Source organism: Streptomyces sp. RLB3-17, assembly GCF_007113425.2.
Classification (GTDB): Bacteria; Actinomycetota; Actinomycetes; order Streptomycetales; family Streptomycetaceae; genus Streptomyces; species Streptomyces mirabilis_D.
Map to the genome: position 1 here is coordinate 2,421,715 of NZ_CP041610.2, position 26,790 is coordinate 2,448,504.

The 26,790-nt window shown below is 71.1% G+C and carries 23 protein-coding genes and 3 pseudogenes; 12 read left to right on the forward strand and 14 right to left on the reverse strand.

Features of this window, described 5'->3' with window-relative positions:
- Window positions 1-20: 20 nt before the first annotated feature.
- The gene (gene ppk2 / locus FNV62_RS11380) at window positions 21-905 is read left to right on the forward strand and encodes a polyphosphate kinase 2 (protein WP_097283786.1); all 885 of its coding nucleotides are present in this window, start codon (window positions 21-23) and stop codon (window positions 903-905) included.
- Between the two features lie 17 nt (window positions 906-922).
- Here the strand turns inward: ppk2 and FNV62_RS11385 are convergent, their stop codons facing one another.
- Window positions 923-1,282 carry an ArsR/SmtB family transcription factor gene (locus FNV62_RS11385; RefSeq protein ID WP_054229043.1) on the reverse strand — a complete coding sequence of 120 codons (360 nt, stop codon included), beginning with the start codon at window positions 1,280-1,282 and terminating at the stop codon, window positions 923-925.
- Window positions 1,283-1,344: 62 nt separating this feature from the next.
- On the opposite strand from FNV62_RS11385, the gene FNV62_RS11390 reads away from it, so the two are divergent.
- Window positions 1,345-2,511: a cation diffusion facilitator family transporter gene (locus FNV62_RS11390; RefSeq protein ID WP_144316455.1), complete on the forward strand. Its 1,167-nt coding sequence runs from the start codon at window positions 1,345-1,347 to the stop codon at window positions 2,509-2,511.
- A 4-nt stretch (window positions 2,512-2,515) separates the two neighbouring features.
- On the opposite strand, the gene FNV62_RS11395 is transcribed toward FNV62_RS11390, so the two are convergent.
- Window positions 2,516-3,073 (reverse strand): YbaK/EbsC family protein, encoded by a 558-nt coding sequence (locus FNV62_RS11395; RefSeq protein WP_143607534.1) that lies wholly within the window; start codon window positions 3,071-3,073, stop codon window positions 2,516-2,518.
- Between the two features lie 43 nt (window positions 3,074-3,116).
- Complete coding sequence (locus FNV62_RS11400) at window positions 3,117-3,689, reverse strand: helix-turn-helix domain-containing protein (RefSeq protein WP_054229045.1); 573 nt, start codon at window positions 3,687-3,689, stop codon at window positions 3,117-3,119.
- 107 nt (window positions 3,690-3,796) lie between these two features.
- On the opposite strand from FNV62_RS11400, the gene FNV62_RS11405 reads away from it, so the two are divergent.
- The gene (locus FNV62_RS11405) at window positions 3,797-4,663 is read left to right on the forward strand and encodes a DMT family transporter (RefSeq protein ID WP_143654654.1); all 867 of its coding nucleotides are present in this window, start codon (window positions 3,797-3,799) and stop codon (window positions 4,661-4,663) included.
- A gap of 16 nt (window positions 4,664-4,679) precedes the next feature.
- Here the strand turns inward: FNV62_RS11405 and FNV62_RS11410 are convergent, their stop codons facing one another.
- On the reverse strand, window positions 4,680-5,447 hold the full coding sequence (locus tag FNV62_RS11410; RefSeq protein ID WP_054229047.1) for an acyltransferase: 768 nt from the start codon (window positions 5,445-5,447) through the stop codon (window positions 4,680-4,682).
- A gap of 130 nt (window positions 5,448-5,577) precedes the next feature.
- On the opposite strand from FNV62_RS11410, the gene FNV62_RS11415 reads away from it, so the two are divergent.
- The gene (locus tag FNV62_RS11415) at window positions 5,578-6,108 is read left to right on the forward strand and encodes a gamma carbonic anhydrase family protein (RefSeq protein WP_054229048.1); all 531 of its coding nucleotides are present in this window, start codon (window positions 5,578-5,580) and stop codon (window positions 6,106-6,108) included.
- A 98-nt stretch (window positions 6,109-6,206) separates the two neighbouring features.
- On the opposite strand, the gene FNV62_RS11420 is transcribed toward FNV62_RS11415, so the two are convergent.
- From FNV62_RS11420 to FNV62_RS11435, 4 genes are all read right to left on the reverse strand, one after another.
- On the reverse strand, window positions 6,207-6,857 hold the full coding sequence (locus FNV62_RS11420; RefSeq protein ID WP_054229049.1) for a DedA family protein: 651 nt from the start codon (window positions 6,855-6,857) through the stop codon (window positions 6,207-6,209).
- Window positions 6,858-6,931: 74 nt separating this feature from the next.
- A complete protein-coding gene (locus FNV62_RS11425; RefSeq protein WP_225900235.1) occupies window positions 6,932-8,572 on the reverse strand; it encodes a carboxylesterase/lipase family protein in 1,641 nt (546 codons plus the stop codon).
- Window positions 8,569-11,028 carry a beta-glucosidase family protein gene (locus FNV62_RS11430; protein ID WP_144315170.1) on the reverse strand — a complete coding sequence of 820 codons (2,460 nt, stop codon included), beginning with the start codon at window positions 11,026-11,028 and terminating at the stop codon, window positions 8,569-8,571. The genes FNV62_RS11425 and FNV62_RS11430 overlap by 4 nt, the downstream gene beginning before the upstream one ends.
- A 292-nt stretch (window positions 11,029-11,320) precedes the next feature.
- Window positions 11,321-13,165, reverse strand: a complete 1,845-nt coding sequence (locus FNV62_RS11435) for a TIGR03767 family metallophosphoesterase (protein ID WP_097283791.1) — start codon at window positions 13,163-13,165, stop codon at window positions 11,321-11,323.
- Between the two features lie 442 nt (window positions 13,166-13,607).
- Between FNV62_RS11435 and FNV62_RS11440 the strand changes: the two genes are divergently transcribed.
- Window positions 13,608-15,986 (forward strand): beta-galactosidase, encoded by a 2,379-nt coding sequence (locus tag FNV62_RS11440; protein ID WP_144315172.1) that lies wholly within the window; start codon window positions 13,608-13,610, stop codon window positions 15,984-15,986.
- Between the two features lie 91 nt (window positions 15,987-16,077).
- Window positions 16,078-17,163: a LacI family DNA-binding transcriptional regulator gene (locus tag FNV62_RS11445; protein ID WP_144315174.1), complete on the forward strand. Its 1,086-nt coding sequence runs from the start codon at window positions 16,078-16,080 to the stop codon at window positions 17,161-17,163.
- 141 nt (window positions 17,164-17,304) lie between these two features.
- Here FNV62_RS11445 and FNV62_RS11450 read toward each other — a convergent pair whose 3' ends face one another.
- Window positions 17,305-17,757 (reverse strand): DUF4442 domain-containing protein, encoded by a 453-nt coding sequence (locus tag FNV62_RS11450; protein WP_179858111.1) that lies wholly within the window; start codon window positions 17,755-17,757, stop codon window positions 17,305-17,307.
- Between the two features lie 105 nt (window positions 17,758-17,862).
- On the opposite strand from FNV62_RS11450, the gene FNV62_RS11455 reads away from it, so the two are divergent.
- Entirely contained in the window at window positions 17,863-18,852 is a 990-nt protein-coding gene (locus FNV62_RS11455; RefSeq protein WP_144315176.1) for a hypothetical protein, read from the forward strand.
- A 51-nt stretch (window positions 18,853-18,903) separates the two neighbouring features.
- Here the strand turns inward: FNV62_RS11455 and FNV62_RS11460 are convergent, their stop codons facing one another.
- Complete coding sequence (locus FNV62_RS11460) at window positions 18,904-19,230, reverse strand: hypothetical protein (RefSeq protein WP_143654656.1); 327 nt, start codon at window positions 19,228-19,230, stop codon at window positions 18,904-18,906.
- A gap of 173 nt (window positions 19,231-19,403) precedes the next feature.
- Between FNV62_RS11460 and FNV62_RS11465 the strand changes: the two are divergent.
- The 4 genes and pseudogenes from FNV62_RS11465 to FNV62_RS11475 form a co-directional block, all read left to right on the forward strand.
- Window positions 19,404-20,470 (forward strand): annotated as a pseudogene (locus FNV62_RS11465) (MFS transporter); the annotation flags it as partial.
- Window positions 20,471-20,609: 139 nt separating this feature from the next.
- Window positions 20,610-21,137 (forward strand): membrane dipeptidase, encoded by a 528-nt coding sequence (locus FNV62_RS11470; protein WP_225900236.1) that lies wholly within the window; start codon window positions 20,610-20,612, stop codon window positions 21,135-21,137.
- Window positions 21,116-21,238, forward strand: a complete 123-nt coding sequence (locus tag FNV62_RS57050; protein WP_263985301.1) for a hypothetical protein — start codon at window positions 21,116-21,118, stop codon at window positions 21,236-21,238. Before FNV62_RS11470 ends, FNV62_RS57050 begins: the two co-directional genes overlap by 22 nt.
- Before the next feature lie 7 nt (window positions 21,239-21,245).
- Complete coding sequence (locus tag FNV62_RS11475; RefSeq protein ID WP_225900237.1) at window positions 21,246-21,704, forward strand: GAP family protein; 459 nt, start codon at window positions 21,246-21,248, stop codon at window positions 21,702-21,704.
- A 192-nt stretch (window positions 21,705-21,896) separates the two neighbouring features.
- Here FNV62_RS11475 and FNV62_RS11480 read toward each other — a convergent pair whose 3' ends face one another.
- Together FNV62_RS11480 and FNV62_RS55610 are read right to left on the reverse strand one after the other, a co-directional pair.
- Window positions 21,897-23,261 carry a glutamate decarboxylase gene (locus FNV62_RS11480; protein ID WP_144315177.1) on the reverse strand — a complete coding sequence of 455 codons (1,365 nt, stop codon included), beginning with the start codon at window positions 23,259-23,261 and terminating at the stop codon, window positions 21,897-21,899.
- 480 nt (window positions 23,262-23,741) lie between these two features.
- Window positions 23,742-23,924: pseudogene (locus FNV62_RS55610) on the reverse strand (hypothetical protein); the annotation flags it as partial.
- Between the two features lie 353 nt (window positions 23,925-24,277).
- On the opposite strand from FNV62_RS55610, the pseudogene FNV62_RS11490 reads away from it, so the two are divergent.
- A pseudogene (locus FNV62_RS11490) lies at window positions 24,278-24,580 on the forward strand (MFS transporter); the annotation flags it as partial.
- Here the strand turns inward: FNV62_RS11490 and FNV62_RS11495 are convergent.
- Window positions 24,542-25,387 (reverse strand): spermidine synthase, encoded by an 846-nt coding sequence (locus tag FNV62_RS11495; RefSeq protein ID WP_144315179.1) that lies wholly within the window; start codon window positions 25,385-25,387, stop codon window positions 24,542-24,544. The pseudogene FNV62_RS11490 and the gene FNV62_RS11495 sit on opposite strands and share 39 nt — an antisense overlap.
- A 143-nt stretch (window positions 25,388-25,530) precedes the next feature.
- Window positions 25,531-26,730, reverse strand: coding sequence for an elongation factor Tu (gene tuf / locus FNV62_RS11500; RefSeq protein WP_060895448.1), 1,200 nt, complete (start codon window positions 26,728-26,730; stop codon window positions 25,531-25,533).
- Window positions 26,731-26,790 lie beyond the last annotated feature (60 nt).

Consider the following 26,790-nt stretch of genomic DNA (forward strand, 5'->3'; position numbering starts at 1 on the left):
GTGAAGCCGGGGAGGCCGCGATGACGCCACTGCTGGCGGGTTTGACCGTCGATTACAGCGACCACGACGACCCGGTACTGATCCGGTCGGACGGCAGTCCGGTGGAGACGTGGCGTGAGAACTACCCGTACCACGAGCGCATGGAGCGCAAGGAGTACGAGTGGCACAAACGCCTCCAGCAGATAGAACTGCTGAAGCTGCAGAGTTGGATCAAGGCGAGCGGCCGCCGCCTGGTCATCGTCTTCGAGGGACGTGACGCGGCCGGCAAGGGCGGCACGATCAAGCGGTTCACCGAGCACCTCAATCCGCGCGGTGCCCGGGTGGTGGCGCTGGAGAAGCCGACCGAGCGCGAGCGCGGCCAGTGGTACTTCCAGCGGTACGCGGAGCATCTGCCGACCGCGGGCGAGATCGTCATGTTCGACCGGTCCTGGTACAACCGGGCCGGCGTCGAGCGGGTGATGGGCTTCTGCACGGACGACGAGTACCACCGCTTCATGCGGCAGGCGCCCGCCTTCGAACGGATGCTCGTCGACGACGGGGTGGACCTGATCAAGTTCTGGTTCTCCGTGTCGCAGGGCGAGCAGCGCACCCGTTTCACGATCCGCCAGGTCGATCCCGTACGGCAGTGGAAGCTCAGCCCCATGGACCTGGCCTCCTTGGACCGCTGGGACGACTACACCGCCGCCAAGGTCGCCATGTTCCGCGAGACGGACACCGAACAGGCCCCCTGGACCGTGGTGAAGAGCAACGACAAGAAGCGGGCGCGTGTCGAGGCGATGCGCAGCGTCCTGGCCCGCTTCTCCTACACGGACAAGGACGAGGAGGTCGTCGGCAGCCCGGACCCGAGCATCGTGGGCGCGGCGGCGAACCTGCTGGAGGCGGGCGAGGACGACACCGGCCACTGAACGCGGCGGTGGTTCCCTCAGTCGTGCGGCGGACGGTCGGTGAGGCGGTGGTCGGCAAGGTTCAGCGCCTCGTCGACCACCCGGCGCAGATGGCCGTCACCGAGTGAGTAGATGACCCGGCGGCCCTCCTTCCGGGTGTTCACCAGACCGGCGAGACGCAGCCGGGCCAGATGCTGGCTGACGGCCGGGCGCGCGGCCCCGCACGCCTCGGTGAGCGTCGTGACATCGGCCTCTTGGCCGGTCAGCGCGTGCAGGAGGGTGAGCCGGGTGCGGTCGCCCAGGAGGGCGAGGAGTTCGGCGGCGAGCGCGAACTGTTCCTCGCCGGGGGTACGCGGATGCGCATCATGCGCAGGTGACAGGTGCATGCGTGCGCTCATACGCACATAATGGTCCCGTGGACGCCGACACGTCCACTCCCGCGCACCGGAAGGGGACCCCCGTGAGCGACCGGCACGACGAGTACGGCCACGGCCACGACGACAGCGGCGGTCACGGCCACTCCCACGAACACGGCACGCCCCACGGACATGACCACGGTCACGGCCACAGCCACGGCCGCTTGGGGCACGACCACCCGCAGCCCCATACCCATCCGCACCCCCACACCCACAGCACCTCTTCCGGGCTCCTCCCCCGCCTCCGTCACCTCCTCACCCCTCACTCCCACGAGACCGGCGACAAGCTCGACTCCGCGCTGGAGTCCTCGGCGCGCGGTATGCGAGCCCTGTGGGTGTCCCTCGTCGTCCTCGGCACCACCGCTGTGGCGCAGGCGGTCGTGGTCGTGGTCTCCGGATCGGTCGCACTGCTCGGCGACACGGTGCACAACGCCGCCGACGCGCTCACGGCCGTCCCCCTCGGCATCGCGTTCGTCCTGGGCCGGCGCGCGGCGACGCGCCGCTTCACCTACGGCTACGGCCGGGCGGAGGACCTCGCGGGCATCGTGATCGTGCTGACGATCGCCGCGTCCGGTGCCTTCGCGGCCTGGACCGCGGTCGAGCGGCTGATCGACCCGCGCCCCCTGCACCACGTCCCGGTCGTCGCGGCGGCCGCGCTGATCGGCTTCCTCGGCAACGAGTGGGTCGCCCGGCACCGCATCCGGGTCGGGCGTGAGATCGGCTCGGCCGCCCTAGTCGCGGACGGCCTCCATGCCCGTACGGACGGATTCACGTCACTGGCGGTCCTGGTGGGGGCGGGCGGCGCGGCACTGGGGTGGCAACTCGCCGACCCGCTGGTGGGCCTGGCGATCACGGCCGCGATCCTGCTGGTGCTGCGCGACGCCGCCCGCGAGGTGTTCCGGCGTGTGATGGACGCCGTGGACCCGGAGTTGGTCGACTCGGCCGAACGGGCCCTGCGGGAGGTCCCCGGCGTGCGCGGGGTGGGTGAGTTGCGGCTGCGCTGGATCGGGCACCGGCTGCGCGCCGAGGTGGCGGTCGTGGTGGACGGCGAGGCGAGTGTGCGACAGGCGCACCGGATCGCCGTCGAGGCCGAACACGCCCTGCTGCACGCCGTACCGAAGCTCACCGCGGCCCTCGTACACGCCGATCCGACCCCCGCGCCGGGCGAGACGGACCCGCATCTGGCGCTGGCGCATCACATGGTCGCCTGACCGGTCAGGCGATGCCCAGCCCCTCCAGCACCACCACGTTCGGCAGTTCGGCGAACGCCTTGCCCGGCACCAGCAGCTTCCCGCGCCGTCGGCCACTGCCCACCAGGACGTACGGGAGCTCGACGACCGCCGAGTCCACCAACACCGGCCAGTCGCCCGGCAGTCCGATCGGGGTGATACCGCCGTACTCCATGCCGCTCTCGCCGGTGGCGGTGTCCATCGGGGCGAACGAGGCCTTGCGGGCGCCGAGTTGGCGGCGGACGACGCCGTTGACGTCGACGCGGGTGGCGGAGAGGACCACGCAGGCGGCGAGCGTGGTCTCGCCGCCGCGCTTGCCCGCGACGACCACGCAGTTGGCGGACTGGTCCAGCAGTTCCTTGCCGTAGTGCTCGACGAAGGTCGCGGTGTCGGCCCACTCGGGGTCCGTGTCGACGTACACGATCTGGTCGGCGGGGACGGTGCCGCGCCAGTGGCGTACACCGTCCGCGACCGGGCGGGTGAGCTCGTCGAGGCAGTCGGGGGCGGCCGTGGCGTGGTCGAAGTGTCCGATGGGAGCGCGCATGACGGCACGCTAACAGCCGCTCCGGTCCGCCCGGCGGGGCGTCTCAGTGCACGAGCGGGACCGACACCGCCATGACCATCTCCACCGGCACGTCCCCCTTGTTGGCGTACGTATGGGGGGTGTTGGCCTCGAAGGACACGCTCGCGCCCTCGGGGACGCGGTAGTCGGTCCCGTCGACGACGAGAGTGAGGTCGCCCGCCATGACATGGACGAGTTCGACCGTCCCCGTGGGGTGCGGGTCCGAGGGGCTGCCGTCGCCCGGCATGAGCCGCCAGTCCCACATCTCCAGCGGTCCGGGCGCCTCGGTACCGGCGAGGAGGCGGTTGTAGCTGCCCGCGTCCGTGTGCCACAGCCGTACGGCCTGCTCGGCCGGGACGATCCGGACCTTGGGCCCCTGCTCGTAGTCGAGGAGGGTGGTGATGCTGACGCCGAGCGCGTCGCCGATCTTCACGACGGTACCGATGCTGGGGTTGGTCCTGGCCTGCTCGATCTGGATGAGCATGCCGCGGCTGACTCCGGCGCGGCCGGCGAGCACGTCCAGGGTGAAGCCGCGCTCGGTGCGCCATCGCTTGACGTTGCGCGCCAGCGACTGGGTCAGCAGGTCGAGATCCGACACATTCCGTCCATGAGTCTGCGTCCAATATTTTAGATTACAGAGTTCAATCGAATGAACTATGCTGTGGTGCACCTGATCGTTCACTGAACTGTACTGCGAGGGGCCCGATGACGGCACAGACAGTGCTCTTCGCCCTGGCCACCAGCCTCCTGTGGGGCCTGGCCGACTTCGGCGGGGGGCTGCTGACCCGGCGTACGCCCGCGCTCACCGTGGTCGTCGTCTCACAGTCGATCGCGGCGGCGGTACTGGGCGCGATCGTGGTCGTGACCGGCGGCTGGAGCGCGGCGGGACCGCAGCTGTGGTTCGCGTTCGCGGCGGGACTCGTGGGACCGGTCGCGCTGCTCTCCTTCTACAAGGCGCTCGCCCTGGGCCCGATGGGCGTCGTCTCCCCACTCGGCTCCCTGGCCGTGGCCGTCCCCATCACCGTGGGACTCTTCCTCGGGGAGCGCCCCGGGCTGACGCAGGTGGCGGGCATCGCGGTCGCCGTCGTGGGCGTCGTGCTCGCCGGCGGGCCTCAGTTGAGAGGCGCCCCCGTGCAGCGGCAGGCGATCCTCCTCACACTGATCGCCGCGCTCGGCTTCGGCACGGTGTTCGTGCTGATCGCGGAGGCGTCCTCGTCGGTGACCGGGCTGTTCCTCGCGCTGTTCGTACAGCGCCTGACCAACGTCGCCACCGGTGGCGCGGCGCTCCTCGTCTCCGTGCGGCGCGGCGCCACCGCCCTTCCCGAGGGTGGCTTCCCCTGGCGCTCCCTGCACGCGCTCGCCTTCGTCGGCCTCGCGGACGTCGCGGCGAACGGTACGTACTCCGTCGCCGCCCAGCACGGCCCGGTCACGGTGGCAGCCGTCCTCGCCTCGCTCTATCCGGTGGTCACGGCCCTCGCCGCACGGGGCTTCCTCAGCGAACGGCTGCGCGGAATCCAGGCCGCGGGCGCGGGCCTGGCGCTGGTCGGCACGGTACTGCTGGCCACCGGCTGACCCCTGCCGATCGGCCTCAGGACGACTCGGCGTCCAGCTCCGCCAGCCGCTCCACGGTCTCCTCGTCCAGCTCCGACAGCGCGAGCAGCTGCTCCGGGGTCACTCCGTCGGGAATCGGGACCGGCGCGGGCGTCCGCAGCGGCGGCTGCCAGCCTTCGACCGCGTCCCAGCGCCGTACGACCCGGGCCGGAGCCCCCGCCACGACCGAGTGGTCCGGCACCGCGCCGCGCACCACCGCGCCGGCCGCCACCACGACGTTCCGCCCGATCCGCGCCCCCGGCAGGATCACCGCCCCGGTGCCGATCCAGCAGCCGGATCCGATCTCCACCGGCTCCATCCGGGGCCACTGCTTGCCGATGGGCTCGTGCGGATCGTCGTACGAGTGGTTCGTGGACGTCACGTACACATACGGCCCGAAGTAGCAGTCGCTGCCGATCGTGACCGTCGTGTCGGCGATGACGTGGCTGCCGCGGCCGAGCACGACACCGTCGCCGACGCGCAGGATCGGGTCGGCGCCGAGGTCCAGGTCGGGCATCAGACCGGCGGTGAGGGTGACCTGTTCGCCGACGATGCAGTGGGCGCCGAGGTGGATCCAGGGTTCGCCGAAGACGGTGCCGAGCGGGAAAGCCAGCCTGGTACCCGTTCCCATCGCGCCGAAGCGCAGCCGCCCCGGGTGCTCGGCCGTCACGGAACCCGTGCGCTGCACCCAGGCCCAGCACGCGTGGACGGCGCGCTGCGCGAGACGGCGCCGCCATGATGAGAACACGTTCCTGTTGCTGGGCACCCGCTCACCGTACTCAGGGCGGCCTGGGCCGAGCAGAGATCACCGCTGTGATCTTCGCCCCACCGGGGCCGGGAGCGATGGCATACGGTGCCGCTGTACCGCCGCCGACGACGACAACGAGGAGACGCTGATGACGCAGCAGGCGCTGATCATGGGGATCGGCGGCAAGGACCCGCAGGTGGACCCGGAGGCGTTCACGGCACCGACGTCCGTGGTGATCGGGGACGTCACCCTGCACGCGGGCGCGAGCGTCTGGTACGGCGCGGTACTGCGCGCCGACTTCGGTCCGATCGTCATCGGCGCCGACAGCAACATCCAGGACAACTGCACCCTGCACGTCGACCCCGGCTTCCCGATCACGGTCGGCGAACGCGTCTCGGTCGGCCACAACGCCGTGCTGCACGGCGCGACGGTCGAGGACGACTGCCTGATCGGCATGGGCGCCACGGTCCTCAACGGCGCGGTGATCGGCGCCGGCTCCCTGGTGGCGGCCCAGGCCCTGGTGCCCCAGGGGATGCGGGTCCCGCCCGGCTCCCTGGTGGCCGGAGTGCCCGCCAAGGTCAAGCGCCCCCTGACGGAGGAGGAACGCCAGGGCCTCACCCTCAACGGCACCTTCTACGTGGACCTGGCGAAGACGCACAAGGAAGCGCACGGGAGCTGAAGCACGCCTTCAGGGGCGCGGGGCTGTGTTCACTGTGCGGCTCCGCCCCGTGGGCGCGCCCGGCCACGTACAACCCGCGGACACACGACGACGGAAACCTACTCGGCAGCCGCCACCGGCTCCCGCTCCCCCGTCTCGATCTCCGCCGCCGCCTTCTTCGCCCTGCGCTTCACGATCAGCATCGAGGCAAGCCCGATGAGCACGGCCACCACGAGCCCGACCCACGAGAACCGCTTCAGCCAGGACTCGGCGACGACACCCACGTAGTAGATGACCGCGGTGGTGCCCCCGGCCCAGATGATCCCGCCCAGCACATTGGCGATCAGGAACTTCCAGTACGGCATCTTCAGCACACCCGCGAGCGGCCCCGCGAAGATCCGCAGCAGCGCGATGAACCGGCCGAAGAAGACGGCCCACATGCCCCACTTCTGGAAGGACCGCTCGGCGGTCGCGACGTGCCCCTCGCTGAAGTGCCTGGGGAACTTCGCTCCCAGCCAGGCCAGCAGGGGGCGCCCGCCCTTGCGGCCGATGGCGTAGCCGATGGAGTCGCCGACGATCGCGCCGATGCTGGCGCACGCCCCGAGGATGACGGGGTTGATGCCCGAGTGCTGCGAGGACAGCAGCGCCGCCGAGATCAGGATGATCTCACCGGGCAACGGGATGCCCAGGCTCTCCAGGCCGATGACCAGGGCCACCAGCGCATAGATGCTGACCGCGGGCACCGTCTCGAGCCAATGCTGGACGTCCAACGCCGGTTCCTCCCGAATCGCGCACTTCCCGGCGTGCGCCCGCGACGACGGGCACACGCCGGGAAGCCTACCGCTCAGCCTCGCGCGGCGGCGTCCCACAGGTCGCACCGATGCTCCCGGTGGACGGTCGTACTCACGAAGTTTCCGCCCCGGGAGGCGGTCCGCAGCGAGAGCACCGGGCCGGCGCCGCCGGGCATCGCGGGCTGTCCTTCGGCGCGCGGCACCCCGCCCCTGATGAAGGACCCCCAGTACTGGATCATCTGCCGCGACAGCACCCGCTGCTCCGCGTTCAGCGGGGTGGTGAGCCCGAAGTGCTTGAAGAGGTACTGCACCTCGTTCACATGGGTCGCCCCGAAGTCGAAGCTCGTACGGAGATCGCGCAGCGAGGCGAACGGCGGCGAGGTGCGGTCGGCGAACTCGTACGCGTACACGGGCCCGCGTCCGGCGAGCACCGCGTCGAGCCGCAGCGCCGGACACGCCATGAGGTAGTCACCGAAGGCGGTGGCGTAGGCGAGGGTCGGCGACGCGTAGTCGTCGAGTGGATAGCGCTCGAGCACGCGCTCGCCCGGATCGGCGCCCCAGGCCTCCTTCACGACCGCCGGGTACCGCTCGGCGGTGAGCGGGGTGCCGGCATGGTCGAACCGGGCGAACGCGAACAGCCGCCCCTCGTCCTCGTTCGCCCCGTTCAGCACGGGGACCCGGGCCGCGGCCCCGTGCGCGTACGCCTCGAAGGGCTGTACCGGCAGGAAGGCGCCGCCCACGACGGGCCCCCAGTCGAATCCGCCCTGGGCGGCGAGGATCTCCGCGGACGACTTGCCCCGCAGACACGCCGCCGACAGATCGGCGCAGCCCGCCTTCCGCGCGAAGGCCGCGCCGGCGGCCACGGCCGCCTCGTGGGTGCGCGCCGCGCAGTTCCCGTACGCGCCGCTCTCGACGATCCCCGCCCGGTACAGGCCCTTCGAGGTCGGCGAGGCCAGCTGGGTACAGACCGAGCGGCCGCCCGCCGACTCGCCCGCGACGGTGACACGGCCGGGATCACCGCCGAAGCGGCCGATGTTGGCACCCACCCAGCGCAGTGCGGCCTGTTGGTCGAGCATGCCGAAGTTGCCCGAGACCCCGTCGCGCGCCTCGCCGTCCAGGCCGGCCGTGGCGAGGAATCCCATGGCACCCAGGCGGTAGTTGACGGTCACGACGACCGTGCCGGTCTGCCGGGCGAAGGTGTCGGGCACGATGTCCTCGCCCGCGCCCGCGGTGAGCCCGCCGCCGTGCAGCCAGACCATCACCGGCCGGCTTCCGGCGCCTTCGGGGACGTACACGTTGAGGTCGAGGCAGTCCTCGGTGTGGCTGGGCCGCTCGTAGCCGGGGTCCCAACTGGCCGTCTGCGCACACCGGTTGCCGAAGTCCCGTGCGGTGCGCACACCGCGCCAGGGTGCGACCGGTTCCGGGTTCTTCCAGCGGAGAGCGCCGACGGGCGGCTGTGCGTACGGGATGCCGAGGAACTGGCGTCCCTCGGCGGTGACTTCGCCCCGGACCAGGCCGGCGGCGGTGCGCACGACGGTCGGGGCCTGCGCGGCGTGCGCCGGGGCCGAGGCGGCAAGGGCCGGGTCGGCGTCGGCCGCGGCCGGGGTCGGGGCGGCGAACGCGGCGGCGAAGAGCGTCGCCCCCACCATCAGCGCGCGCAGGCGGCCGGATCGGACGATCTGCCCCCTGTTCACACACCCACCTCCGCGCTGCCGCGCAGCCGCAGATCCCGCGAAGACGAGCCCACCCACACCGCGCGCCGCCCGGTGCCGAGGACCCAGTCGTGCCGCCCCGCGTCCCAGGACGACAGCGTGCGCGGGTCGAGGCGCACCGTCACCCGTCGCCGCTCCCCCGCGCGCAGCGTCAGCCGCCGGTACCCGGCCAGCACCCGTACGGCCTGGTCGAGCCGGAGATCGGGCGACGGCCCCAGGTAGACCTGCGCCACCTCGACACCGTGGCGCCGCCCGGTGTTGCGCACGGTGAAACCGACCTCTCGCCCCCGGACCCGCAGATCCTCGTACGCGAACGAGGTGTACGAGAGCCCGTGCCCGAAGGGGAACAGCGGACGCACGCCCTGCGCGTCGTACCAGCGGTAGCCGACGTGGATCCCCTCCGAGTACTCCTCGGCGCCGTTCACGCCGGGATAGCGGTGCGGGTCACCGGCGACCGGGTGGTGGGCGTCGTCGACCGCGAAGGACTGGGTGAGCCGGCCGCCGGGATCGCAGTCGCCGAACAGGACGGCGGCGGTGGCGGCCGCGCCCTCCTGGCCCGGGTAGTACATCTGGAGCACGGCGGCCGTGCCGTCCAGCCAGGGCATCGAGGTCGAGGAGGAGGTGTTGAGGACGACGGCCGTCCGGGGGTTGGCCGCGGCGACGGCCCTGATCAGCCGCTCCTGGTTGCCCGGCAGCGCGAGGGTGCCGCGGTCCAGGCCCTCGGTGGCGTCCTCGTAGGCGAAGAGGACGACGCTGTGGGCGGCGCGCGCGGCGTCGACCGCCTCGGCGACGTCCCGCGCGCGGGTCGCGCCGGTGATGCGCCGCAGCCGGAACAGCTGTCCCGTGTCGGCGCCCTGGGCGGTGATGGAGACCTGGTGCGCGCCCCGGGAGAGGTTCAGGGCCTTGCGGCGTACGGCGAGTCCGTCGGGCGCCGCGGAGACCAGACCACCGCTGAAGTACTCGCCGTAGCCGGGCAGCGGCGGGAAGAGCTCGACGCCGTCGACGAGCACCGTGGGCCGGATGCCGGAGTAGTGGATGACGAAGGTCCACTCGTCGGCGTCCGCGACGGTGAGCGTTCCCGTGTATGTCCAGGCCCCTCCGGCGGCGACCCTCTGGCCCTCGGTGTCGATGCCCGCGGTCAGCGCCCCGTCGGGGATCGCCTTGCCGAAGAGGTCCTCACCGAGCGCGTACGACACCCGGGCGCCGCCTCCCGCTCGGGAGCGGATGGCGTCGAGCGGGCTGTCGGCGTGGTCCGGGACGACGTGCGCGCTGCCGCCGCCGCTGACGAACGGCAGGGAGCCGGTGGGGCCGACGACGGCGATGCTGCGGGCGGCGGCGCCGGTCAGGGGCAGTGCGTGTCGCTCGTTGCGCAGGAGCGTCGCGCCCGCCTTGGCGACCTCCAGGGCGACGGTCGCGCCCGCCTTCGGGTCGCGGGCGGGACGGGGCGGGACGCTGCCGTCGAGCAGCCCGAAGCGGTCCATCACGGCGAGGACGCGGCGTACGGCCCGGTCGACGTAGGACTCGGCCACGGCGCCGCTCTGGACGGCCGTCTTCAGGGCGGCCCCGAAGTACGTCCCGTCCGGCATCTCCATGTCGAGGCCCGCGGTGAGGGCGGTGACGGTGCTGTGGGCCGCGAACCAGTCGGTCATCACCCAGCCGCCGAAGCCCCACCGCTCGCGCAGGATGTCGGTGAGGAGTGTCTTGTTCTCGCAGGCGAAGGTGCCGTTGACCTTGTTGTACGCGCCCATGACCGCGCCGGTGCGGGCGGCGACGGCCGCCTCGAAGCCGCGCAGTTCGACCTCGTGCATGGTCTGTTCGTCGACCCGCACGTCGATGGACATGCGGTCCTGCTCCTGGTTGTTCAGCGCGAAGTGCTTGACGGTCGCGATGAGGCCCTCGCCCTGGATGCCGCGGATCTCGGCCGCGACCAGGTCGCCGGCGAGCAGCGGGTCCTCGCTGAAGGTCTCGAAGTTGCGGCCCGCGTACGGGGTGCGGATGAGGTTGACCATCGGGGAGAGCAGCACGTCCTGGCCGAGGGCACGGCCCTCGCGCCCGATGACCTGCCCGTAGCGGCGGGCCAGGCCGGGGTCGAAGGCGGAGGCGAGAAGCACCGGGGCGGGCAGGGCGGTGGCGTGCCGGGTGACACGGACTCCGGCGGGGCCGTCGGCGAGGCGGAGCGGGGGGATGCCGAGGCGGGGTACTCCGGGTACGTATCCGGCCTGGCCGAGCGAGGCGGGGTCGGTGGCGCCGTGCAGCAGGGAGATCTTCTCGTCGAGAGTGAGTTTGGCTATCAAACCCTCTACGCGAGGGCCGGCGCCGGATCTGGACTCCGCCCGGGCGAGCGGAAGGGGGCCGGTGGCGGTGGTGGCCGCCGCGGCGACCGCGATGGCGCCGCCCAGCAGACGCAGGGTCGAACGCCGGGAAAAGGTGTGGGACATGAGCCGTCACTCCTTCGGTGCGCGGGCACGTCGTCGTGAACCGCGGGTACGCGCGCCGACGACAGCTGCCGCGTTCGGCCCTTGAACACACCAGGCATCAACCGGACGTGACACGCCGTCACACAGCACGGGTACGGCGCGAAAACTATGACCGTCGGTGACTCGTGTCAATGAAATGAACAGGAACCGCCGGCACCCCGACAACAACCGAAGAGACCACAGCAGAGGTCCCGGCAGGGACCTCTGCATGGACCGAAGCAGGGACCGCGGTAGGGACCGCGGCGAGGCTGGGTTATGCCGTTGCCGAGCCTCCCGCCACCACCAGTTCCGCGTTGCGGTCCCCGGGACCGCCCGCCCACCCCTCCTGGACGCCGCCCTTCATGCTCTCGGCGAGGCCGGGAGCGTTGTAGGCCACTTCCCGGTACAGGGAGGCGAGTCCCACCGCCGACAAGTCGTCGAAGTCCCGGGCGGTGCGGTGCGGCGCGGCGGACTCGACGAGGGTGGTGAACAGGGACACCGTCCCGTCCCCGTTGTCGGTCAGCTCGATCAGCCGGGCGTGGTGCGGATAGTCCACGTGGGAGGCGGTGTTGACCTCCCAGAAGGAGCGGGCGGGCTTCGCGTGCGCGTGCGGCGTGATCCGGTTGACGTGACTGTGCCCGTTGATCCAGGCCACCACGTTCGGGAACCGGCTGAGCAGGGCGATGACCTCCGCTCCGTCGTGGCGCGGCTCGTCCGTGCGGGCGGCGTCGGGACGGCGGGTCATGCTGGGGCTGTGGTGGTGGCTGAAGACCAGGATGTGGGCGTCGTCGGCCCCGGTGTTGCGGACGAGCCGGCCGTCCGCGTCGTAGGACCGGGAGCTGTGCGCGGCCAGGGTCCTTTCCAGCCAGCGGAGTTGGTCGCTGCCGAGTGAACCCTCGTAGTGGCCGCTGCGGTACGTCGTGTCGATGCTGATGCCGAGGACGTTCTCGGCCACCTTGAAGGAGTAGTACATCCGCTCGCCGTCCAGGTTGTCCTGGGTGTAGCCGTGGCCGACCGGACCGGCACCGGCGTGAGCGGGGTCGAGATGCGCGGCCAGATAGTCGTGCGGGGTGCACAGCCGGCGCCGCTCGTCGGCGGTCACGGTCCGCGCCGAGGCCGCGTTCCTGGTGAGGATCGCCTTGAGCACCTCGCTCTTCGGATCGTCGCCCGACCCGAGCGCCTTGGCGTAGGCGGCCGCGTCCGCGGCGGACACCGACAGCAGTTTGCGGGACCCGACGGCGAAGTCGTTCAGCGCGGGCGACAGGCAACCGCCGGGCAGATCGTCGTGGTTGCCGACCGTGGAGTACCAGGGGATGCGCAGCCCCGGGCTGGTGATCGGGCGGGTGGCCGCGGCGAGGAAGCCGGGGATCAGGGGCAGCCCGCGCCGCTTGTCCAGGTCGCGCAGGTGGGGGTCCCCGGGGTGCCAGTACAGCGGGAGACCGGAGTTCTGGGCGCCTTCGTACGCCCGCGGGTCACCGGTGTTCGGCGTGATCCGGCCACCGCTCATCACGGTCAGGAACCACTCCAGCTCGATCGCGGAGTTGTTGTCGACGTTGTCGCCCGTGGTCATCACGAAGGCGGGGCGCAGCCTGGTGTTCGGCCCTCCGCCGAGCGCGTTCACCTGCTCGACGAGCGCGACCGCGCCTGCCACCGTCAGCGCCTCCTGCGCCCGCCACGACGAGGCCCCGCGCGAGCGCAGGAACTCGGTGCGCAACGGGTTCTGTACGTCGGCGAGATGGAGGTCGGTGAACTGTACGAAGCACGCGAGCGGGGTACGCCGGTCCTGGCGCCCGGCACCGGGCCTGGCGAGCTCCTTGCGGACGACCAGGGGCCAGCCGGGGCCCGAGACCAGCCGTCGGTAGGTGCCGGTGTGGGCGCTGCCGCCGAGGCGGGCCGTCGTCTCCAGGGTGGTCAGGGCGTACGGCGCCGCCCGCGGGGCGCTGCGGGGCGGCCGTTGGGCGACGGTCCGTGCGGCGGGCTCGACGACGGGGTTTTGGCGCTGGCGCGGCGGGAGCGTCCCCGCGCTGGTTCCGGCGACGCCGGCCGCTGCCGTGGCGCCCGAGGCGAGCAGAAATCGACGACGGTTGACGGCGGCGGATACGGATTCGGTTCCGGCCATGGGGCGACCCTCCGGTGCCTCCGAGCGATTCAGTTGCTGGAACCACTCAGCCAGGCCGCGGGGACACAGGCGTGGCCTCGCCGTGAACGCCTCCGGAACAGGCGGAACGCCACTTGGCCCCGGTGTTTCCGCGGACGTCGCCCGGCCCGCGGGAGGTCCGGCGCGACGCGGACCACGGCCTTCCGGGGCCGTTCCGCCATCGGCCCCAAAGTCCCTTGACGCGCGTGATGTTACCGATAACATCACTGAGCCTGGGAACGCTCCCAAGCCCCCGGGCTCCAGAACGAGAGCGGGAACGGGAACGGGAACGGGAACGGGCGAGCGAACCCCACCGCGCCCGTACCCGCCCTCCTCCCGCACCGCACTCACACCGCACCCACACCCACACCTTTCACCCCGCCGAAGCCGACGCCCTCCCCCAACCCGGACCGGAGAAGTCCCGATGCCGCATCTCCTGCGCGTCCCCGCGCCCCCCGCACCGCCCCTGACCGGTCATCTCCCCTTCACCGACGCCCCGGGGGCGCCCGACCCCATCGAGGTGACGAGCCGCTACCTCACGCGCGGCGGCCGCCCCTGGTTCCCGGTCTCCGGCGAGTTCCACTACGCGCGCTACCCGGCCCGGGACTGGGAGGAGGAGCTGCTGAAGATGAAGGCGGGCGGGGTCACCGTCGTCGCCAGTTACGTCATCTGGATCCACCACGAGGAGATCGAGGGCCGCGTCCGCTTCGACGGCGACCGCGATCTGCGGACCTTCGCCGAGTTGTGCGCCCGGCACGGCCTGGACTTCATCCCGCGCATCGGCCCCTGGTGCCACGCGGAGGTCCGCAACGGCGGCTTCCCGGACTGGCTGCTCGCCCGCACCCGCGCGCCCCGCACCGACGACCCCGCCTATCTGGAGCCCGTACGCGGCTGGTTCACGGCGATCGCGCGACAGCTGCGCGGACTGGACCGGGCGCACGGCGGTCCGATCGTCGCGATCCAGATCGAGAACGAGCTCTACGACCAGCCCGGCCACCTCCTCACCCTGAAGCGGATGGCCCAGGAGGCGGGTCTGAGCGCGCCGCTGTGGACGTCCACGGCGTGGGGCGGGGTCCGACTGCCGTTGGACGAACTGCTCCCGCTGTACGGCGGCTACACCGAGACGTTCTGGACCGAGGCGGACGGCGGCTGGCCCGACACCTGCCGCAAGCACTTCTTCTTCACCCATCAGCGCGACGACGAGGGCATCGGCGCCGACCTGCGCCCGACGACCGTACGCGGCGGCGACCCCACGCCCACGGACCGCTTTCCCTGGGCCACCTGCGAGCTCGGCGGCGGCATGGCCGTCGCCTACCACCGCAGGCCACGCGTCGAGCCCGACGACATCGGGGCGCTCGGCCTCACGAAGATCGGCTGCGGTTCGGTCTGGCAGGGCTACTACATGTTCCACGGCGGCACGAACCCGGCGGGTGAACTCACCACGCTCCAGGAGTCCCACGCCACCGGCTACCCCAACGACCTGCCCGTCCTCACCTACGACTTCCAGGCGCCGCTGGGCGAGTACGGCCAGGTCCGGCCCTCGTACCACGCACTGCGCCTCCAGCACCTGCTGCTGGCCGACTTCGGCGACGTGATCGCCCCCATGGAGTCCGTCCTGCCCGAGCGGCAGCCCGCCTCCCAGTCCGACCGGGACACCCTGCGCTGGGCCGTGCGCAGTGACGGCGCCTCCGGCTTCCTGTTCGTCAACAACCACCAGCCGCACGAACCGCTGCCGGCCCACCCGGGCACGACCTTCACGGTCGAGTTCCCCGACGCTCCCGCCCTGACGTTGCCCAGCGCCCCGGTCACCGTCCCGACCGGCGCGTACTTCTGCTGGCCGCTGCGTCTGGACGTCGCCGGTCTGCGGCTCGACTGGGCCACCGCCCAGCCGGTGTGCCGGGTCCAGGACGACGGGCGTACGGTCCTGGTGCTGGCCGCCACCGACGGCGTTCCGGTCGAACTCGCCCTGGACGCGGGCACGGTCGCGTCCGTCGACACACCCTCCGGGGCGGTCGACAAGACCGACGGCCGTGTTCTGATCACCGGTCTGCGTCCCGGCACCGACGCCCTCGTCCAGGTGAGGACCGCGGACGGGAACGACATGGGCCTGCTCGTCCTCGACGCCACCACCGCGCGCACGGTCTACCGGGGGACGGCGTGGGGCGCCGAGCGGCTGGTCCTCTCCCCGGACAGTGTCGTTTTCGACCAGGACGAACTCCGCGTGCACAGCTCCGTGTCGCACCCCTCCTTCGCCGTACTGCCCACGCCCGCACGCCCGTTGACGGTGGCCGGGGCACCCCTGTCGGCGACGGCCGACGGCGTGTTCACCCGCTGGACGACCGAGGAATGGGCCGACGGGGACATCCCGCCCGCCGCCACCCTCGTGCGCCCCGCGGGGCCGCCGCCCACGACCGCGACCGGTCCCCTGGGCCGGGCGAGCGCCCCGGCGGACGAACACTTCGCCGCCTCCGCGGCCGAGTATCACGTCAAGCTGCCGGACGACCTCCCGCACCGGCCGTCCGGCACCGTCCTGCGCGTCCACTGGACCGGCGACGTGGCCCGCGCGTACGTCGGAGACACCCTCGTCGCCGACCAGTTCTTCTCCGGACGCGTCTGGGACATCGGCCTGGACCGGCTCCCCGCGGACGCCCCGCGCAACCACGGACTGCGGCTGCTGTTACTGCCCCTCGCCGCCGACGCTCCGGTGTATCTGCCCGAGCGGGCGGGTGACGTGACGGGACGGGCGGCGGTGTGGCGCGTCGAGTGGGGGACCAGCCGCGCCTGGGCGGTCCGGGCGGGCTGACGAAGGGGAGGCGGGCCCGGCGGGCCTATCCTGTGGGCCTGCCGGGCGGATCGGGACAGACCGCCGCCGAGACGTCGGAGGAAGCGCCCCCATGACCCGAGGTGCCACGGACGGCGCCGTCCCCCAGGGAACAGAGGGCCCCAAGGGACGCAGCCGGCGCAGCTTCGCGGGGGCGCGTCCGGTGATGGACGACGTGGCCCGGCTGGCCGGTGTCTCGAAACAGACGGTCTCCCGGGTGCTCAACGACAGTCCCGCGGTGCGGCCCGAGACCCGGGAGGCGGTCGTGACCGCCATGCGCACACTCGGCTACCGGCCGAGCCGCAGCGCGCGTTCCCTGGCCAGTGGCAGGACGCGGATGCTCGGGGTGATCTCGTTCGACGCGGCGCGCTACGGGCCCGCCTCCATCCTGACCGCGATCAACTCCGCCGCCCAGGAAGCCGGTTACCTGGTCAGTTCCATCGCGCTCGACACGGCCGACCGGGACACCCTGGTCCGCGCCGTGCACACGCTGTCGGCCGAGGGGGCGGACGGCCTGCTCGCCATCGCACCGCAGCGTTGGGTGGGCAGGGCCTTGGCGGAGGCGGCGCTCGACGTCCCCCTGATGGTCCTGGAGAACGACCTCGGGGACGACGCCTCCTATGTCACCGCGGACTCCCGCGACGGGGCGCGCCAAGCCACCGAGCACCTGCTGAAGCTCGGCCACGGCACGGTTCACCACATCGCGGGCCCCACGGGCTGGCTGTCCGCCGAGCGCCGATTGGACGCGTGGCGGGACACCCTTCGGGCGGCTGGGGCCGAGGCCCCCGAGCCGCTCATCGGCGACTGGAGCGCGGACTCCGGGTACGCGCTGGGCCGCCGGCTGGCCACGCGCCCCGAGGTCACGGCGGTGTTCGCCTCCAACGACCAGATGGCGCTCGGCGTGCTGCGCGCCCTGCACGAGGCCGGGCGGCACGTTCCGGACGACGTGAGCGTCGTCGGCTACGACGACATCCCCGAGGCCGCCCACATGCTGCCCCCGCTGACGACCGTGCGTACCGACTTCGCCGCGACAGGCCGGCGATCGCTTCAGCTGCTGCTGTCGCGCATCGACGGTTCGGCGAAGCCCCGGATCGATCACATCGAGCCGGTCCGGCTCGTCGTACGCCGCAGCACGGGCCCCGCGCCGCGGGGGCGGTGACACGGGGGCGGTGGCACGGGGGCAACCGCCGGGCGGGTCCGTCCGGCGCCAGGGGGAGGCGTTCGGATCACCCCGGGTCCGCGGCGATCCGAACGACGTCTCCTGGGCCGAGCGGACCCGCCGCCGTTCCGTTCGCTCGTCTCAGCCGTTCGGCCGCAGGGTCCAGACAACCGTCATCTCGCCCGTGACGGCGCCGTCCGCGCGCTGGATGGCGATGGCCACGGGGAACTCGGGGCGCTGACCCGCGTCGAGCTCGGCGACGACCTCCGCGGCCGGGCGGCCGAGGGTCGCGGTGGCCGTCACGGGGCCCATCGCGAGCTTCTTGTACGCGATCTCGGCGCTGACCGCGAGCGGCACGGCGCGCGACAGCTGCTCCCCGAACGCGGCGAGGACGATCGCCCCGCTCGCCGACTCTCCGAGGGTGAACATCGCTCCGGCGTGCGGCCCGCCGACGTGGTTGTGGTACTCGCTCTGGTCCGGCAGGGCCACCACGGCCTTGTCCGGCGTGGTCTCCACGAACTCGAGGTTCAGTGTCCGGGCCATCGGCACGGTGGCGGCGAGCATCTCGCCGATCGTCATCTGGTCTGCGCTCATGGCGGCATGTTACTCACGAGTAGCCCATTCTGGCCAGATTTCGATGCGTCCCTGACAAGGAGCAGCGACCGAATCGTTTCCCTCGTGCCACTAGGGTTAACGCCCATGTGGCCAGGACAGCAGCCGCCCGGGGGCGAGCAGAACCCGCAGAACAGTCCGTATCAGCAGCCGAATCCGTACCAGCAGCCCGGCTATCAGCAGCCCAACCCTTATGGGCAGCAGCCGCAGTGGGGCACCCCCGCGGGCATGGGCGCGCCGCAGCCGCCGCAGGGCGGGGGCGACGGCGGCAACCGGACGAAGCTCGTGGCGATCATCGCGGCCACGGCCGTGGTGGTGGCCGCGGGCGTGACGGGATTCCTGGTCCTCGGCGGAAACAAGGACGACAAGGCCGAGGGCAGTACGAACAACACGTCCGGCCCGTCGACGTCGGCATCGGCGGACCCGAGCGACTCGGCTTCCGCTGCGGACGACAACCCGCGCGGCACGGAGACGGAGAAGCCGACCATCGCCGGCTGGAAGGTCGTGGTGAACCCCAAATGGGGCATCGCCTTCGACGTGCCCGCGGACTGGGAGGTCCAGTCCCCCGGCCTCGGGATCGGCTTCGAGTTCCCGAAGGAGGCGGACAAGGGAATCACGATGTCGGGCACCGCCGAGTACAAGTCCAAGTGGTGCACCTCGGACGACAACAAGGACGGCCGGACCGAGGACACCCCCCTGGCCGTGGTGGGCACCAAGGGCGCCAGCGGTGCCAAGAACAGCGACGAGGTCGCGATCAACACCCCCGTCTGGTGGGTCTTCGGCGGCTACACCCAGCCCGACAAGAAGAGCCTCTCGTACGACAAGAAGGCCACGCCCTTCACGACCACCTCGGGCATCACGGGCAGCGTCGGATGGGCCCAGTCGACCCACACACCCGACAAGGGCAAGTGTGCGAGCGACGGCAAGGCACTCACGTTCGGCTTCAAGAACTCCGCCGCCGATTTCGTGTCGTTCAACTTCTACGGGGCCAAGGGCGTGAAGGACGAGGTCGCCAAGGCGACCATCATGAAGATCCTCGGCACGGTCCGGCTGCACGGGACTCCGACCGGCGGCTGACCGCGGTGGCACACCGGCCCGCCTGACGGGCGGGCCGGAACGCCGGGAGCCTCAGCCCTTCAGGTAGTTACGGAAGACCCAGCGGCCCGTGATCGACTCCTCGTCGACGTGGCACTGGCCGATGCACACCCAGTCGCCGGTGCTGTTGCTGCAGGCGAAGTCGGCGTGCACGTTGTTGTCCTTGTACTTGTAGCCGACCACGCTGCCCCGAGGCGACGGGGTGGCGTGGACAGCCACCTTCTCCTGACTGACGGTGTAGCTGTGGCTGACCGGCTGACAGGAGAACGAAGCCGCCGAGGCGGGCATCGAGGCCGCGACGGGAAGGGCGGCGCCCACCAGCGCGGCCGCGGCGAACAGAGTTGCAACATGCTTTCGCATGACGCTCCTTTCCTTGGGAACGAAACGTTCCAGGGGGTGGCGAATCATCATGAACATGACATGATCACCCTAGAAGGTACCGCCACCAGGGTCAAAGAAGCCGCCGGTACGGCGAGTCGGCCCGCGGCCGGCACGATGTTGCGCGCGGGGACCGCGGCAGCGACAGTCGGCCGGTGATCTCCGCCGCCGACGCCTCCCGCCGCTCCCCCCGCCCTGCCCGGGCGGGCCGCAACTACATCCTGCTGACCGCCGCCGCGGTCGTCACCAACCTGGGCAGCCAGGTCGCGCTGATCGCCTCGGCGTTCGCGGTGCTCGAGACGGGCGGCGACGGGGTGACGTCGGGCTGGTGGCGGCGGCTCGGACGCTGCCGCTGGTGCTCTTTCTCCTGATCGGCGGAGCAGTCGCGGACCGGCTGCCGCGCCATCGGGTGATGGTCGCGGCCAACGCCCTGAACTGCGTCTCGCAGGCGGTGTTCGCGATCCTCGTCCTCGCCGGTGAGGCGCGACTGTGGCAGATGATGCTGCTGTCCGCGCTCGGCGGCACCGGGCAGGCGTTCTTCAGCCCGGCGGCCGAGGGCATGTTGATGTCCTCGGTGAGCGGGGAGCGGGCGAGCCGCGCCTTCGCCGTGTGCCGGATGGCGACGCAGGGCGCCGGCCTGGGCGGCGCGGCCCTGGGCGGGGCGATGGTGGCCGTGGTCGGGCCCGGCTGGGTGCTCGCCGTGGACGCGGTGGCGTTCGCGGTCGCCGGGGCGCTGCGGTCGTTCCTGGACGTGAGTCACATACCGCCGCGCGAGCCCGGCGGCGGACTGCTCTCCGATCTGCGCGAGGGCTGGCGGGAGTTCGTCGAACGGCCGTGGCTGTGGCTGTGGCTGTGGCTGTGGCTGTGGCTGTGGCTGTGGACGATCGTCGCCCAGTTCTCCGTGGTGGTCGCGGTCGTCGGCGCCGCCGACGCGGTCTACGGTCCACTGGTCGCCCGGGACAGCCTCGGCGGGCCGGGGCCATGGGGGCTCGCACTCGGCGCGTTCGGTGCCGGAACCGTAGGCGGCGCACTGCTGATGACCCGCTGGAAGCCCCGCCGCCTGCTGCTCGCGGGCACCCTCTGCGTCTTCCCGCTCGCCGCCCCGGCCGCAGCACTCGCCGTGCCGGTCCCGGTGGGCCCGCTGTGTGCGGTGATGTTCGTCAGCGGCGCGGCGATCGAGGTCTTCGGGGTGTCGTGGATGACCTCCCGGCCCCAGAACATCGCGAGGGTTGTAGGAAACGGTCTGCGAACGCGGCTTGGCATGGATCAAGCCGTCGTTCCTGCGGCTGGGATCTGAAGGATGGCCAGGGTGAACGGACCCCAGTCCCCGCTGCCGAGTCTGGAGCCGATGGGGCACGGGCATGATGCGTACCGTGCCGAACGAATCTTCAGGCCCGCGCCGTCCGCCCTTGCTGTGGGAGCAACACTGCTGCCTGCCGTTGGAGAGGTGCGCGGACGTCGGCGAACTGGCCCGCTACCGCAGACCGGGCGGCAGCTTCGTTTCGGTGAACGTGGGCTATGTTCCCCACAGCGCTGAGGACGTCACCGGTCTGATCGCGAGTTGGCGACAGCGGATCGCCGCGGATGAACGTTTGCGGCTCGCTGCGAGCGTCGACGACGTGGAAGCCGCAGGGCGTGTGGGGGACGTGGCGGTGGCCTTCGACCTGGAGGATTCCGGCCCGCTCGATGGGCAGTTGGACCAGGTGCGCCACTTCTACGATCTCGGTGTCCGCACGATGCTGCCGAGCTACAACAACCGCAACGCGGCCGGCGGCGGTTGCCTGGACGAGGTCGACGAGGGGCTCACCGCCAACAGAGCCCGGAGTTGTTCCCCGACTGCTACACCCGCTGGGGGCCGATCAACTTCATGCCCCCGGAAAGTCTGCTGACTGTCGAAAACGCGCTGCTCGCCCGGGGATACCCCAACGACGCCGTCGCCGCGATCCTGGGCGGCAACTTCCGCCGCGTCGCCGCGCTGGTGTGGCAGTAGTCCGGTCGTGCTCCTCGTCCTCTTCGGCGCCCGGCAATGGCACCGGCGACCGAAGGATCCCTCACAAGGCCGGCTGCCGAAGTGGATGGCCGCGATCGACCGCCTCACGCCGGTCAAGGTCTTCGGACTCGGACTCGGACTCGGACTGGCCCTGGCCCTGGCCCTGGCCCTGGCCGCGCTCAACGCCAAGAACGCCCCGCTGACCATCGCCGCGGCCGCCTCCATCGGCTCAGCCGGACTGTCGGTCGGGCAGGAGATCACATCGCCGACAATCTTCGTCCTGATCGCCACCCTCGGCCTGCTGGCCCCACTGGGGGTCTACATGGTCGGGGGAGAGCGAGCGAAGACCACACTCGGCGACTGGAAAGACTGGCCAGCTCAGCACAACGTCGCCGTGATGGCGGTCCTGTTCTTCGTCATCGGGCTGAAACTGCTCGGTGACGGCATCGGCATCCTCACCTCATGACGGGTCCACTCACGCGTTGTGCGCTGCGACGGTGGTCACGAACGCGTGGACGCCGCTGTGCTCCTCAACTGACCGTGACCGACCGTTCGATCTGGCACGTATCTGGCACGCAGCAGATCTATCCGAAGCAGAGTTCGCTGTGGAGACGCCCTCAGGGCCAGCAGGTGTGTGCAACCGGGGAGGAGAGGTGCGTCAGTAGCCGGTGCCGCGCTTGACCTGAGCCCGCTCGATCTCATGGGTCGCACCCTTGTCGTCCAACGTGCGACACGCGTCGGCAATGTCCTGGCTCAGGCGATCGATCTGCTCGCGGCTCAGGGTCTCCTTGACCAGGGCACGCATGATCTTCACCCGCTCCGCGTTGGGCGGGAGCGTGTACGCCGGCACCATCCAGCCGCGCTCGGCCGAGAGTTGCCAGGCGACGTCGGACTCGTCGTAGGCGTGCTTGCCAGCGAGACGGAAAGCGACCAGCGGCAGCTGTTCGAGATCGCTCCCGATCACTTCGAAGCGGCCGCTGCTACGCAGGTTGTCCGCCAACGCGTGGGCGTTCTCCTGCAACATCTTCATGACGTAGGTGTAGCCCTGGCGACCGAGCCGGACGAAGTTGTAGTACTGCGCGAGCACCATCGACGCGCCGGTGGAGAAGTTCAGCGTGAACGTCGCGTCGGTCTTGCCCAAGTAGTTCTCGTGGAACACGAGGTCCTTGGGCAGGTCGGACTCCTCGCGGAAGACCAGCCAGCCGATGCCGGGGTAGACCAGGCCGTACTTGTGTCCCGAGACGTTGATCGAACGGACCTGCTCAAGCCGGAAGTCCCATTTCGAGTCCGGGTAGAGGAAGGGCCACACGAATGCGCCGCTGGCTCCGTCAACGTGGATCGGGATGTCGAGGTCCCGCTCCTTGCGGACGTCTCGCAGGAGCTTGTCGATCCCGACGACGTCGTCCTTGTGGCCGGTGAACGTGGTACCGAGGACGGCGACGACGCCGATCGTGTTCCCGTCGAGGAGAGGCTCCACGTCCTCCGGGCCGATCGTGTACTTGCCCTCGGCAAGCGGCACGATCCGCGGCTCGACGTCGAAGTAGCGGCAGAACTTCTCCCACACGACGTGGACGTCCCCGCCGAAGATCAAGTTGGGTCGGTCGACCGACAGATTGGCCGTCTGGCGGCGCTCCCGCCACTTCCACTTCAGCGATAGCGCCCCGAGCATGATCGCCTCGGACGAGCCCTGGGTCCGACATCCGGTTGTCTTGCCCGGCGCATTGAAGAGGTCGGCGAGCATGCGCACGCAACGCTGCTCGATCTCGGCGGAAATCGGGTACTCCGCATGGTCGATGAAATTGCGGTGGAGATTCTCGGCGATGATCCGTTGCGCCTCCGGCTCCATCCAAGTGGTGACAAACGTCGCGAGGTTACGCTGCGGGTCACCCTCCATGGCGAGGTCCACATCCAGCAGCCTCATTGCGTCCGTCGCAGCCATGCCTTCCTCGGGGAAGCTCTCCGAGGGAGCGGGCACGGTCAAGAATCGGTTGCCGAACAGGGCCGCATCGTCACCCTTAGTCATATGACGATTCAAACAGCGCCGGTGCCTGTCTCGGCGAGGGACACGCCGAGACAAACAGCGAGGCTCCGAACGGAGGTGACCTGCGGGCCGGCGATGGAGCTGCAGCCGCCGGACCACATGCGGCAGCCGATCTGGAGGAGGCCGCTGGCCAGTGGTAAGGCTGGGTGACTTGGTTGTAGAGCCATGTCTTGTCGGTGCTGAGGAGGCGAGCATGTTCGATGAGGCCGGCGAGAACGAGCTCCTGCTCGCCGCACTGATGCAACTCGGTGCGAAGGGCGGCTCGATAGGAGCTGCCGCTGGAGGGGCGGCCACCGGAACGCACGGTTTGGGCAGAGCAGGGGCACGGGGCGACCGGCCTCGTCCGGGGTGTCGTCGGTCGGCTGCCCGGTGTAGGCGCGGATCACCTGGTCGAGTTCGCCGTAGCGGCGGTCGTGTTCGAGGGGGCTCAGGGGCACGGTGCTCAGCCTCTACGGGTCGTCTCTACAGGTAAATGGGGAAGGTGGCGTGAACGGTGAAGCCGTGGGGGCGGGAGGTGTCCCGCTTGAGGACCACGCGGGCCGCCCTGACATCGACAGGTTCCCGCCCGGCCAGCATCATCGCCTGCAGAAGGACACGTCCGGCCGGCTCGGGCCGGGACGGCCAGGACGCCTCGAGAGCGAGACGACAGACAGCGGCGCGCTCAGGTCTTGGCAGACGCGACGCCGGTCAGGTACGTCGCAACCCACGCGGCCGTGGTGTCGTGCGATGGGTGATCGATGCCACGGCCGGTTGGACGGAAGCTCAGGCCGGTGCAGTTACTCCTCCGGTACTTCCCGGCGCCGAACCGATACCCGTCGGGCAGGATGCCCCCAGTTCGTCTCGAAGGGGGTACTTAGCTTGCCCCCCGTCCCGCCCAGGCTGCAGTGCCCGTTTGGGGCCAGGGGGCGATACCCGTGGCGGTCTTGCCATGACGCGAGCCGGTAAGGACTCCCAGGCTCAGCAACTCCCGGTAGAGGTTAATTTCGTTCAGGTGTCGCTCCCTGCACCAGGAGATCCCCGAGGACAAACTCTCCCGTGTCTCGGCGTACGACTGGTTCGGATCGATCGCGATGGTTCCGCTGGCCACCGCCCCGGCGGGCCCGGCGGAAGCGGCCTTCCGGCGTACGGCCGCCCTGTGGGGCTGTTCGGCGCTGGTCGTCGTGGTCACGGCGGTGGTGCTGTGCGTGCCGGACGTACGGAATCTGACCCGCCGGACCAAGGCGGTGGCCTACGGGTCACCGGTGGCGGAGTTCGAGTTCCGGTCAGCCGATGCTGAAGGCACCGCCGGGCGGCTCGGGTGAGGGAACCGCGTCCTCGTCACTCACGGGTGCGGCGGAGCCGATGAACTCCCGCAGCGCGGCGCCGCTTTCGACGCGAGCCGGGAAGGCGTCGGCGGCCGTGCGGCGGGCGAGGACGACCGTGTCGAGCGGGCGGTGGGAGGCCACGAGTACCGCGTTGCCGAAGCGCCGGCCACGCAGCACACCGGGTTCGGCGATCAGGGACAGCTCCTCGAACACGGTGGCGAACGTGGCGAGTTGAGAGCGCAGGAAGGCGAAGGGCGCGGCGTCGGCGAGGTTGGCCAGATAGACGCCGTCCTCGCGCAGCACGCGCGCGGCGGCGCGCGCGTACGCCGTGGACGTCAGGTGCGCCGGGACACGCGCGCCGCCGAAGACGTCCGCGATCACGATGTCGGCGGAGGCGGGCGCGGCGGATTCGAGCCAGCCCCGCGCGTCCGCGCCGTGCAGCGTGATGCCCGCGTCCTCGGGCACGGGCAGGTGCTCGCGGACCAGGTCCAGCAGACCCAGGTCGGCCTCCACCACGTCCTGCCGTGAGCCGGGGCGGGTCGCGGCCACATAGCGGGGCAGCGTCAGGGCTCCGCCGCCGAGGTGGAGCACGTCCAGGGGCCGTCCCGGAGCCACGACCGTGTCCAGGACGTGCCCGAGCCGTCGGGCGTACTCGAACTCCAGATGGGTCGGCTCGTCCAGATCGACGTACGACTGCGGTGCTGCGTCGACCGTGAGCAGCCAGGCCCGCTTCCTGTCCACGTCCGGCATCAGCTTGGCGGTTCCGTGGTCCACGGTCCGTGTCACGGGTATCGGCTCGTCCACGGGTCCATTGTGCCGCCCCTCAGGAGCGCGGTCGTCGCTGCCGGATCCCACGCGGGCCGCGGACTCTGCGACGGCGATCGGTACGAGCCTGTGCCCGCTCCCCCCGTAGCGGGAGCGGGCACCCTCGTCCTGCCCCTCGGCCGTCAGTCCACCGAGGTCACCGTCCGGTCCACCGAGGTCACCGTCCCCGCGCCGACCGTCCGGCCGCCCTCGCGGATCGCGAAGCCCAACCCCGGCTCCAGCGGCACCTCGCGCCCGAGCTCGACCGTCATCGTGACGGTGTCGCCGGGACGGGCGACCGCCCGCTCGCCGAGGTCGACGTCGCCGACCACGTCCGCGGTGCGGATGTAGAACTGCGGCCGGTACCCGGTGGAGACGGGCGTCGTACGACCGCCCTCGCCCGTCGACAGGACGTACACCTGGGCCGAGAAGCGGCGACTGGGGACGACGCTGCCGGGCGCGGCGACGATGTGCCCGCGACGTACGGCGTCGCGGGGCACCCCGCGCAGCAGCAGCGCCACGTTGTCCCCTGCCTGCGCCTCGTCCATGGGCTTGCCGAAGGTCTCCAGGCCGGTCACCACCGTGTCGACGGCCGCGCCGAGCACTTCGACACGGTCGCCGACCCGGATCGTGCCGCGCTCGACCGCTCCGGTGACGACCGTCCCGCGCCCGGTGATCGTGAGCACGTTCTCGACCGGCAACAGGAACGGCGCGTCGAGGTACCGCTCGGGCATGGGCACATAGGTGTCCACCGCGTCGAGCAGCGCGTCGATCGCCGCCGTCCAACGGGGGTCCCCCTCAAGAGCCTTGAGGCCGGACACCCGTACGACGGGTACGGACTCGCCCCCGTAGCCGTGCGCGGAGAGCAGCTCGCGGACCTCCAGCTCCACGAGGTCGGTGAGCTCCTCGTCGCCCGCGTCGGCCTTGTTCAGGGCGACGACGATGTGGTCGACGCCCACCTGCCGGGCGAGCAGCACGTGCTCGGCGGTCTGCGGCATGATCCCGTCGAGCGCGGAGACGACGAGGATCGCCCCGTCGAGCTGCGCGGCGCCGGTGACCATGTTCTTGACGTAGTCGGCGTGACCCGGCATGTCCACGTGCGCGTAGTGGCGGGTGTCGGTCTCGTACTCGACGTGCGCGATGTTGATGGTGATGCCGCGCGCGGCCTCCTCCGGCGCCCGGTCGATCCGGTCGAACGGAACGTATCGGGTACTGCTGCCGGAACCGCGCTCGGCGAGGACCTTGGTGATGGCGGCGGTCAGGGTGGTCTTGCCGTGGTCGACGTGACCCATCGTGCCGATGTTCAGATGCGGTTTGGTGCGGACGTATGCCGTCTTGGGCATGGCGGTACCTCGAAGCCTCTTGAGTGTCAGCGGAGCTGAGTGATGGCCCCGGCGCTCAGC